This window comes from Lacticaseibacillus nasuensis JCM 17158 (genome assembly GCF_001434705.1).
Lineage (GTDB): Bacteria > Bacillota > Bacilli > Lactobacillales > Lactobacillaceae > Lacticaseibacillus > Lacticaseibacillus nasuensis.
This window is the reverse complement of the sequence record NZ_AZDJ01000030.1, coordinates 69,040-78,485: the sequence shown is the minus strand read 5'-3', so window position 1 is coordinate 78,485 and position 9,446 is coordinate 69,040. Positions and strand designations below refer to the sequence as shown.

At 57.7% G+C, this 9,446-nt stretch carries 9 protein-coding genes; 6 read left to right on the top strand and 3 right to left on the bottom strand.

Annotated features, from left to right (window positions below):
- Window positions 1-1,054 precede the first annotated feature (1,054 nt).
- The 4 genes from FD02_RS07730 to FD02_RS07715 all read left to right on the top strand — a co-directional run bounded on the left by FD02_RS07730 (window position 1,055) and on the right by FD02_RS07715 (window position 3,641).
- Complete coding sequence (locus FD02_RS07730) at window positions 1,055-1,339, top strand: autorepressor SdpR family transcription factor (RefSeq protein ID WP_054721862.1); 285 nt, start codon at window positions 1,055-1,057, stop codon at window positions 1,337-1,339.
- Entirely contained in the window at window positions 1,326-1,988 is a 663-nt protein-coding gene (locus FD02_RS07725; protein WP_054721864.1) for a DUF1648 domain-containing protein, read from the top strand. Before FD02_RS07730 ends, FD02_RS07725 begins: the two co-directional genes overlap by 14 nt.
- Window positions 1,989-2,094: 106 nt before the next feature.
- A complete protein-coding gene (locus FD02_RS07720) occupies window positions 2,095-3,012 on the top strand; it encodes a hypothetical protein (protein WP_056951538.1) in 918 nt (305 codons plus the stop codon).
- Window positions 3,009-3,641 carry a hypothetical protein gene (locus FD02_RS07715; RefSeq protein ID WP_054721869.1) on the top strand — a complete coding sequence of 211 codons (633 nt, stop codon included), beginning with the start codon at window positions 3,009-3,011 and terminating at the stop codon, window positions 3,639-3,641. Before FD02_RS07720 ends, FD02_RS07715 begins: the two co-directional genes overlap by 4 nt.
- A 70-nt stretch (window positions 3,642-3,711) precedes the next feature.
- Here FD02_RS07715 and FD02_RS07710 read toward each other — a convergent pair whose 3' ends face one another.
- Together FD02_RS07710 and FD02_RS07705 are read right to left on the bottom strand one after the other, a co-directional pair.
- Window positions 3,712-4,152, bottom strand: coding sequence for an Rrf2 family transcriptional regulator (locus FD02_RS07710; RefSeq protein WP_054721875.1), 441 nt, complete (start codon window positions 4,150-4,152; stop codon window positions 3,712-3,714).
- Between the two features lie 31 nt (window positions 4,153-4,183).
- On the bottom strand, window positions 4,184-5,029 hold the full coding sequence (locus tag FD02_RS07705) for an NAD(P)H-binding protein (RefSeq protein WP_054721870.1): 846 nt from the start codon (window positions 5,027-5,029) through the stop codon (window positions 4,184-4,186).
- A gap of 141 nt (window positions 5,030-5,170) precedes the next feature.
- Between FD02_RS07705 and FD02_RS07700 the strand changes: the two genes are divergently transcribed.
- Complete coding sequence (locus tag FD02_RS07700) at window positions 5,171-6,004, top strand: YitT family protein (protein ID WP_056951536.1); 834 nt, start codon at window positions 5,171-5,173, stop codon at window positions 6,002-6,004.
- Between the two features lie 46 nt (window positions 6,005-6,050).
- Here the strand turns inward: FD02_RS07700 and FD02_RS07695 are convergent, their stop codons facing one another.
- The gene (locus FD02_RS07695) at window positions 6,051-7,109 is read right to left on the bottom strand and encodes a branched-chain amino acid aminotransferase (RefSeq protein ID WP_082603353.1); all 1,059 of its coding nucleotides are present in this window, start codon (window positions 7,107-7,109) and stop codon (window positions 6,051-6,053) included.
- Between the two features lie 334 nt (window positions 7,110-7,443).
- Between FD02_RS07695 and glgB the strand changes: the two genes are divergently transcribed.
- Window positions 7,444-9,300, top strand: coding sequence for a 1,4-alpha-glucan branching protein GlgB (gene glgB / locus FD02_RS07690; protein ID WP_082603374.1), 1,857 nt, complete (start codon window positions 7,444-7,446; stop codon window positions 9,298-9,300).
- Window positions 9,301-9,446 lie beyond the last annotated feature (146 nt).

Genomic DNA, 9,446 nt, shown 5'->3' with positions numbered 1-9,446 from the left:
CACACAGACTCGGGCAGTCAGCACCATTTCGTCCAGGCGGGAGCGCCAGCAAGATTCACTCAGGTGGGAGTCGCCAGCTTCATTGACTCAGGTGCGAGCACGCCGGCAACATTTGCGCTCAGACTCGGACCGTCAGCTTTAGTCGTCCAGGCTTCGGGCCGCCAGCATTATCCGCCCAATGACCTGTGAATCTCCCGACCGTGCATTAACGGCGTAAGCCCGCGCAGCTCGAGACCAACAGGCCCGTGATTCAACGACCACTTTGGACCAACTGCGCATCTCGCCACGCGGACATGAGTGAGAACATTGCGTTTCTCCTCACCATTCGCTCAGGGCTTGCCGTGCCTAGCGGATCCTTCGGTTGTTGAATCACCAAATGTGCGAGATTCGCCGGCCGGTGATGCCGCACAGACTTGGGCAGTCAGCAATATTTCGTCCAGGCTTCGGGCCGCCAGCACCACTCGCCCACTGACCTGTGAATCTCCTGACCGTGCATTATCGGCGCAAGCCCGCGCAGCTCGAGACCAACAGGCCCGTGATTCAACGACCACTTTGGACCAACTGCGCATCTCGCCACGCGGACATGAGTGAGAACATTGCGTTTCTCCTCACCATTCGCTCAGGGCTTGCCGTGCCTAGCGGATCCGTCGGTTGTTGAATCACAAAATGTGCGAGATTCTCGCACAGGCTGCGGGCCGCCAGCACCATTCGCCCAGCTTCAAACCATCGCTTCGATTCGCTCCATACTTGCAAGATGGAGGCGACACCGGGGCGCGGAGACGTCCGCAACTCTGGTGGTGACAATCGGCTGCATGCGCCGGTTGCCCGCGAGGCATGATGATCTAGACATCAATAATGGTTTGAACGCACGAATAGCCCGCCGCTGAGAAGCAATTTCTCGGTGACGGGCTATTTGCGTGCCAAAAATTTGCCGCGGAGCGATAGCGTAGTTGTTCCCAACTATTTCGAAATTATTCAAATTACTCCTTGACCCCACCCACCAACGGCAGTATCTTCTATTTAGACAAACGTCTAACTAGAAAGGACGACAGCCATGGCAATGTCTGACACCCTAAAGGCCATCTCTGATCCGGTGCGCCGCCAGATTCTGAACCTGTTGAAGGAAGAGCCCAAGCCCGCCGGCGCAATCGCGGCGCAATTCGACCTAACGGCGGCGACGGTTTCGTATCACCTGAAACTATTGAAGCAGGCGCACCTGATCACGGAGCGGCGCGAGAAGAATTTTATCTATTACGACTTGAATGCCAGTGTCTTCGAAGAAGTATTGAGTTGGATTTATAGTCTAGGGATTGGAGCAGATTCACATGACAAAAACTAACTGGCGAACACTGATTATCACGAGCGCCATCATTTTGGCGACGATGTTGTATGGCATGAGTCAATACGCGTCGCTCCCAGCCACCGTGGTCACCCACTGGGGCGTGAACAATCAACCGAATGGGTGGATGCCAAAGGCGCTGGCCGTTTACGGCATCCCGCTGATCATGCTGGTGTTGCACTGGATCACCGTTGGCAGCGCCATGCGGGCCAGCCACCGGGGCAACCGGGCACCGCGATTAGAACGGATTACCGCGTGGATTTTTCCTGTGGTCACGGTGGTCCTGTACGTGGTCACGATTCGTTACGCGCAAGGCCAGCCGGTGAACATTCGCCTGTGGGCCCTGGTCGTGGTGGCCGCGGTGTTCATCGCGCTGGGCAACTATTTGCCAACGACGCCGGCGACCCTGGTGCACAAAGGCTGGTCAGGGTTTGGCTATCACGTGCCGTGGCCAGTCACGAACCTTGCCGGCGCATTGAAAACGATGCGGCGGCTGGGCCAGGTGATGGTCGGCGGCGGGGTAGTTCTGCTGGGCAGCCTCTTTTTCCCGCCGGTGGTGTCGGTGGTAGCGCTAATGGTTGTCATCGCGGCGATGCTGGTGGTGTTGGGGCTGAGTTACGGCTGGACGACGCGGCCAGCCAAGCATTGAGCCGCTGCTGAAACTAATGTATGATATTCGCAGAAGACTGGTTACGTGGAGCCCCGCTTGCGATGCTGATGAGTCGACAATTTAGCATAGATTGGGAGAGCTTCACATGGCAAAAACGGACTCATTATTCGGCGCGACGTATCAACAATCGCGCCAGATTTTTAGCTTAGACAACCTCAAAGATGGCGGCGGTTTTGGCCAAGCCGGCCGCGTAGAATTGCGCTACCGGGTGTGGATCCTGCTCAGCGTCGGGATGTTCTTCAGCGTGATGATTTGGATGTTTGGGAGCGAGCTTGGCGGCATGGCAACGGATGCCGCGGCCCATCCCGGCGATGTTCATTACATTACCAACAGTTGCGCCATTTGGATGGGCCGCTGCAGCGGGTTCATGGTGCCGGTGTTTAAAGTCTGGTTCGTGATGTTTGAAGCCATGCTCGTCATCAACGTGCTGTGGCCCAAGCCGCTACCGATGCAGTTGCTGTTTGTGCAGGTGCTGATGATGGTGGTGATGCTACCAATGCTGACGATTATTATTTTGCCGTTGAGCCTCGGCGGCACGTTGGTCAGCCTGGGGTGGCTCGGCGCCGTGGTCGTGGTGCTCCTCGGGGTGATTTTTCTGGTCGTCCAACTCATGAAGGGCGCGCAAGACACGCGCGTGCAACTATACGGCAAAACCGGCACCAGGCAGCTAAATTTCGGCCCGTTCGACTACTGGACGTGGCGTATCGGCGGCGGCCTGTTGGTGGTCAGCCTGATCAACGGGTTCACGTTCAGGCTCGGCTTCCCGCGTCCCGCCACCAGCAATTTCTGGACGCTGCTGGTGGGGCTGGTGCCAATCTTTTATTTCGCGTTGTTTGCCTTGCTGATCCGCGCGCTATTTGCGCAAATCGTCTCGAATTTTTACTTATGGAAATATGGTCACTTGTACCAAGCCGACTACCACATCAGTGACAAGTTGTGGTACGGGTGGTTGAAGGCTAAGCACTTAGCCAAGCGGCGCGCCAAGCAGGCGGGCCAATCATGAGGCGCAGCCGCTTCCTAGTCGCCAGCCTGATTGTCGGCGGGCTGTTGGCGCTGGCGGGATGTCGCGATAAGCCAACGCGAGGCGAAATGGGTGCGGCGGAGCGCGTTGAGGCGCGTAACTTGATGGCCAGCCTCACCGGCGTCCAAAGCATCACGGTGAGCCACCCGGAGTTGACGAAATCCGAAGACACATTGCCGATGTCTGATGTCCGGCTGCCGGATGATTATGAAGAAACTGCCGACGTGCGCGTGACCCTCACAGACGGCAGTGTCATTGAAATTCAGGGGATGGGAATTTTTGGCGTCATCAGCGAGTATGCCGATACCGATTACGCCTGGCGGACCAAGGGCTTGCACTCCGCGCTGGTGACTTTTGAAGCACCGGTGGCGGATGGGGATGAGTGGCTGATTCTAAACGGCAAGAAATATAATTTGGATCCGGCAGAAGCGGTGCTGACCAAACCCGTGGTCGCCTGGTGCAAGCACCATTTTGGCCAAACCCGAGGGCCGGTCATGGTCACCGATTCGACCGGGCACCGCCGCTCGCTCATGCTCACGGCCCGGCAGCTCAAGGCTTATCACAAGTGGGCGCAAGAGGAATCTCGTAATGCCGATTTAAGTGGCGATTAACGCGGTGAGCTCATAGGACTACACAAATACGCGCTCACCAGCCGGTGGGCGCGTATTTTTGTGGCCAAATTTAGGCGAGCATCTGTCTGGCTTTGGCCCGGGCTACGATGTCATCGCTGATTTGTTGTAGGGAAATGGCGGCCATGCGAGCCTCGGCGGCGGCTTGCACCGAATCATACACCGCGCTCAACGTGTCTTGAATGTTCCCGCCGACTGGACACGCTGGGCTGGTTTGCTCATCGAGATGCAACAAGGGCCCGGTGCCGGCCACGACGCGATAAATGTCGAGCAGGCTAATCGATTCGGCGGAGCGGGCGAGTGCCGGTCGCACGGCGCCGGGCTGACTGGTCAAGAGGCCGCCTTTGACCAATTGGGCCATGAGCCGCCGCACGACGCTAGGATTAGCGTTGATGCTGGCGGCAATTTCTTTGCTGGCTAAGTCCCAACCCGCGCCGATTTGGACATAGGCAAGGACGTGAATAGCGTCGCTTAACTTGTGTGAATAGTGCACAATGGTCACCTTACCTTATTTCAAGCTAAAATTAGTTTAGCACTTCTTGGATGGCGGCTGGCAGTGGCGTCAAGTCGTGACCCAACACATCCGGCAGATCCGTGGTGTGCTCTGCCAAGGCCCCGTTGCGAATCATCGCCATGCTGCCGGTCAAGAATCCAGCCAAGCCAGCCGCCACGCCATTGGCGATCAAGGCCTGTTGGTAGTCGGCATCGGTGAGGCTCTTGATGGCGAAGTGACCGCTTATGGCTTCTGCCAAGTCGCGGTAGGTGCGGGCGGGGCCGGCAAATTCATACACGGCTTTTGGCGCAGCGGTGAGCAAGACATTTACCGCGGCTTCGGCGTATTCGCGCTCTAATGCCCAGCCAACTTGACCCGCGCCGGCGGAATAGAGGAAATCTTTGCCAGCGGCAGCAGGCCGGAGCGTGGCGAGTTCGTTTTCCAAGTACCAGTTGTTGCGCAGGAAGCTGTGGGGGAGGCCGGCGTCGAGAATGGCGTGTTCAGTCGCCTGGTGATCGGCTGCCAGCGCCGCCGTGGTGCGATCGGCCATTGGAAAACTAGTGTAGGCGATAAACTGCACCCCGGCGCGCTTGGCGGCCGTCACCACGTTGGCGTGTTGTTCGGCGCGGGAAACGGCGCCGCCTGGCAAAGAAGAAACAAACAGTAACCGGTCCACGCCGGTTAACGCCGTCGTCATCTGCGCCGGGTCGCTGTAGTCGGCTTGGCGAATGGCGATACCGGCGGGCAGGACCTGCTTGGCCTTCTCGACGTTGCGGGCCAAGGCCAAGATTTCCGTGGCCGGCACCTTGGCGGCTAAGTATTGAAGCGCGCGCTGACCGAAGTGGCCGGTGGCGCCTGTAATTGCGTAAGTTGTCATATTTTATATTCTCCTTTATTTTTGGAACCTGTGCTGATTAATGTAACATGTTGTTTTAAAAAGCACAAGTGGCCGCATTCATTTGGCTGAGTAAACTATGGTATACTATTAGTAAACAAATGACATTTAGCGAGGTGACTTATGCGTTTGCCTAAGCCGATTTCCTGGGTGCGCGGCGGCTTGATGCTGCTGGCCCTAGAGCTGATCGCCATTAGCATCAACTGGTTTTACGCCCCGCACCGCGTCGCAGCCGGCGGCGCCACGGGGCTGGCCATCATCGTCCAAGAAAGCTTCGGCGTGCCGCTGGGCTTGACCACTTTACTAATTAATCTCGGCATGCTGGCCTTGGCCTGGTGGCTGCTGGACCGCGGGACCACCCGCCGAATTTTGGCCGGCAGCATGTTGTTGCCCTTATTGCTGGCGGTGACGCCGCAGCTGCGGCTGGTTAACGACCGGATGTTAGCCGTCATCGTGGGCAGCGTGATTTTTGCCGTCGGCGTGGCGCTGAACTATCGCATCGACGCGTCGAGCGGGGGCACCACGGTCCCGCCGCTGATTTTCAAAAAATACTTCGGCATCAAACCGTCATTAGGCTTATTCGGGATCGATTTTGTCGTGTGTCTGTTGAACATTCCGGTGAGCGGCGTCGAGGCGTTTTTGCTGGCGGTGTTCGCCGTGGCCATCAGTAGCTGGCTGATGAACGTGATTGAAACGGGTCTGGACCGCAAGAAGGCCGTGTACGTGATGAGCCCGCAGTTGAAGATGATTCAAGCCCGGCTCCAAGCCGATTACGGCCTGACGCGCTTGCCGGCGCGCGGCGGCTACGCCAACACCGAAACGGGGATGTTGCTGATTGTCGTCGCCCAACCGGACCTCAAGGCGCTGGTGCGGCGCGTGCACCAAGTCGACGCCGCCGCCTTTGTGCTGGTGGTGGAGGCCACGGCTGTGCATGGCGGCAGTTTTGCCGAAGACTAAAAAACGTGGCAGTGTGAGTCGCTCACACTGCCACGTTTGCGTTTGGTTACACTTCGACTGGCACAATCCAGCCAGCTGGGGCTTCGACGTCGCCGAATTGAATCCCGGTGAGTTCGTTGTAAAGCTTGGCGGTGTATTCACCGGTGCTGCCGTCACCGAAGGTATGCACGGTGTCGCCATAGGTGATGCTTTGAATTGGCGTGATCACCGCCGCCGTGCCACAGGCGCCGGCTTCGCTGAACTGGTCAAGGTCTGAGATGGCAATCGGCGTTTGGACGGGTTCGAGCCCGAAGCGGTCGCGGGCCAAGTCGAGAATCGAGAACTTCGTGATACTTGGCAGAATCGACGGGGACTTCGGCGTTTGAAGTTGCTTGTGATCCTTGGTGATGGCAAAAAAGTTCGCACTACCGACTTCTTCGATGTATTTGTGTTCCAGCGGGTCGAGGTAAATGGCGTCGCCGTAGCCGTGTTCATGCGCATACTTGCCGGCTTGCAGCGAGGCGGCGTAGTTGCCGCCGACCTTGGCCTGACCGGTACCATAATGGGCGGCGCGGTCGAAGGCATCGGCGACGATGAACTTGGTTGGCACCATGCCGCCTTTGAAATATGGCCCCACCGGCATGGCAAACACGGTGAACAGGTACTCCTTGGCCGGTGCAACGCCGATATTTTCGCCGACGCCGATGAGAATCGGTCGGATGTACAGCGTGGCGCCGGTACCATAAGGCGGCACGTAGTCGTGGTTGGCGGCGACGACTTGTTTGACGGCGTCGAGGAACATTTCAGTTGGTACCTGCGGCATCAGCAGTTTATCCGCGGAGTCTTGCATGCGCTTGGCGTTGCGATCCGGGCGGAACAGTTGAATCTGACCGCTTTTCGTGCGGTAAGCTTTCATGCCTTCAAACGCGCCTTGCCCGTAATGCAAAATCGGCGAGCTTTCGTTGATGGTCAGCATGTTGTTGCTGGTGAGTGCGCCGGCGTCCCACTGCCCGTCCTGCCAGTGGGCGAGGAAGCGGTACGGGAGATTCATATAATCGAAGCCAAGGTTGTCCCAATCGATATTCACTGTCATCGTTATTCTCCTTTGGTTGCGCCTACATTTCATTAGAACAATATTAGAAGAGCTTGGCCTTAATTGCAATGCCTATTCATGCGGTGGGCGGCGAGAATTTATCGCCGAGATTAAGTATTCGTGTGAGCAAAAATGAATTCGCTTACATCAACCATGCCGAATTTTCTCGATAATTTACCTATACCAATCGTGACGCTTATGGTTATCCCAGTATTTTTAATTTTGTCTCGCCTGGCAACCAGTCCGCTCCAAATATTCACACAAATGTTCGCAAACACTTGTTGGATTAGGACCTCACCATATTTCTCGCTTTCTGTTGGAAAGCTGTTACACTCAAGGTAGATGAGGGTGGCAGGAGGTGGCCGTGGTGGCAAATGACTTAGACCAATGGCTGTATTTGTTTAACCGAGGAGAAGACTTCGAGGCTTATCATCGCTTCGGAGCCCACCAGGTGGGGGACCACTGGGAGTTTCTGGTGTGGGCGCCGCATGCGCAAGGCGTGGCGGTGGTTGGCGACTGGAACGACTGGCAGCCGGCCCCGCTGAGTCCGATTGGCGATACCGGCGTGTGGCGCGGGGCGGCCAAGGCGCTGGCCGGGCAGCATTATAAGTTTCGGCTCACGGGCCCCGATGGCGTGACCCGGGAGAAAATCGATCCCTTCGCCTTTGCGTTTGAACGCAAGCCGGGGACGGCGGCGTTGTTGGCGGATTTGCCCGCGCATGACTGGCACGACACCCGTTGGCTCAAGGACCGCGAAGCGTTTCCGCCGTATCAGCGGCCCATCAGCATTTACGAGCTGCACCTCGGCTCGTTTCGCCGGCACATGAATGACGCTTATTTGACATACGCCGAGGCGGCCAAGGTGGTGATCCCTTATGTGAAGAAGCTGGGCTTCACGCACATCGAATTGATGCCGCTGATGGAGCACCCGCTGGATAAATCTTGGGGGTATCAGCTGATGGGGTATTTTGCCCCGACGAGTCGCTTCGGGCCGCCTGGCGAGTTGCTGGGGTTCATCGACGCGGCCCACCAGGCGGGGCTGGGCGTGATCATGGACTGGGTGCCGGGGCATTTCATTCGCAACGCCGACGCCTTGGCCCGCTTTGACGGTACGCCGACCTTCGAGTATGCCGACGCGCACCGCGCCGATAACGTCCGCTGGGGCTCATGGAATTTCGACCTCGGGCGCGCGCAGGTGCAAAGTTTTCTGTTAAGCAGCGCCACGTTTTGGCTGAAGGAGTGCCACCTCGACGGCTTGCGGGTCGATGCCGTGTCGAACATGTTGTACATGGATTACGACGCCGGCAAGGAGCATGACCGCAACCGCAACGGCGGGCGAGAGAATCTGGAAGGCATCGCATTTTTACAAAAACTCAACCGCGTGGCCTTCAGTGCCGTGGTGAATCCGCTGATGATTGCCGAGGAAAGTTCCGCCTATCCCGGCGTCACCAAGCCGGTGTACCTCGGCGGCTTGGGCTTCAACTACAAGTGGAACATGGGCTGGATGAACGATACGCTGGCCTACTTCAGCCGGGCGCCGGGGCAGCGCGACGTGCACAAGCTGACCTTCTCGTTTGTTTACCTGCGCGATGAGCAATTCATCTTGCCGTTTTCCCACGACGAGGTGGTGCACGGGAAGAAGTCGCTGATGCACAAGATGCCCGGCGACCGCTACAACCAATTCGCCAATTTGCGGGTGATGTACGTCTGGTGGCTGACCCACCCGGGGAAAAAGCTGTTGTTTATGGGCAGCGAATGGGGGCAATTCCTCGAGTGGCGTGACTGGACGCAGCTGGAATGGCGCGATTTGGCCGATCCGCTGAACGCCAAAATGCAGTCCTTCACCACCAACTTGATGCATTTATATCGCCGTTATCCGGCGTTGTGGCGTGGGGATCACGATGAAACCGGAATGCTGGTGACGATCGGGGACAACCCGGATGCCTTGAGTTATATTCGCCGCTCGCCGGGCGAGTTGCCGGTGATCGTCGTGTTGAATCTGGTGACCAAGCAGCGCGATCACTTCCGTGTGCCGGTGCCGCATGGCGGCCACTACCGCGTGATCTTGAACACCGAGGCCATTGCCGCCGGTGGGACCTGGACGCACGTGCCGCGCCATTACGTCGCCACCGCGGTACCAGCCAATGGACAAGCCGACAGCCTCGACGTGATTTTACCGGCGATGGGGGCGTTGTTGATTGTGCCGGAGCCGGCTGAGGGGTAAAGAGGAAACGCAACATGTTTATCACGCCGCCCGGCTCACAACTTAATCGTGTTCGCGAGCCCATGAGGCTACACAGATGACCACCTGATGGCCGACTTGCAAAGTGCGCAAGTCACCCCTCAGGCGGCGCATCTGCTCCGCCTCAT

Bases quoted from the DNA above. Each gene is read 5' to 3' on its own strand.
- FD02_RS07705 (WP_054721870.1), bottom strand. From the start codon at position 5,029: ATGACAACTTACGCAATTACAGGCGCCACCGGCCACTTCGGTCAGCGC.
- FD02_RS07730 (WP_054721862.1), top strand. From the start codon at position 1,055: ATGGCAATGTCTGACACCCTAAAGGCCATCTCTGATCCGGTGCGCCGC.
- FD02_RS07715 (WP_054721869.1), top strand. From the start codon at position 3,009: ATGAGGCGCAGCCGCTTCCTAGTCGCCAGCCTGATTGTCGGCGGGCTG.
- FD02_RS07695 (WP_082603353.1), bottom strand. From the start codon at position 7,109: ATGAAATGTAGGCGCAACCAAAGGAGAATAACGATGACAGTGAATATC.
- FD02_RS07700 (WP_056951536.1), top strand. From the start codon at position 5,171: ATGCGTTTGCCTAAGCCGATTTCCTGGGTGCGCGGCGGCTTGATGCTG.
- FD02_RS07725 (WP_054721864.1), top strand. From the start codon at position 1,326: ATGACAAAAACTAACTGGCGAACACTGATTATCACGAGCGCCATCATT.
- FD02_RS07720 (WP_056951538.1), top strand. From the start codon at position 2,095: ATGGCAAAAACGGACTCATTATTCGGCGCGACGTATCAACAATCGCGC.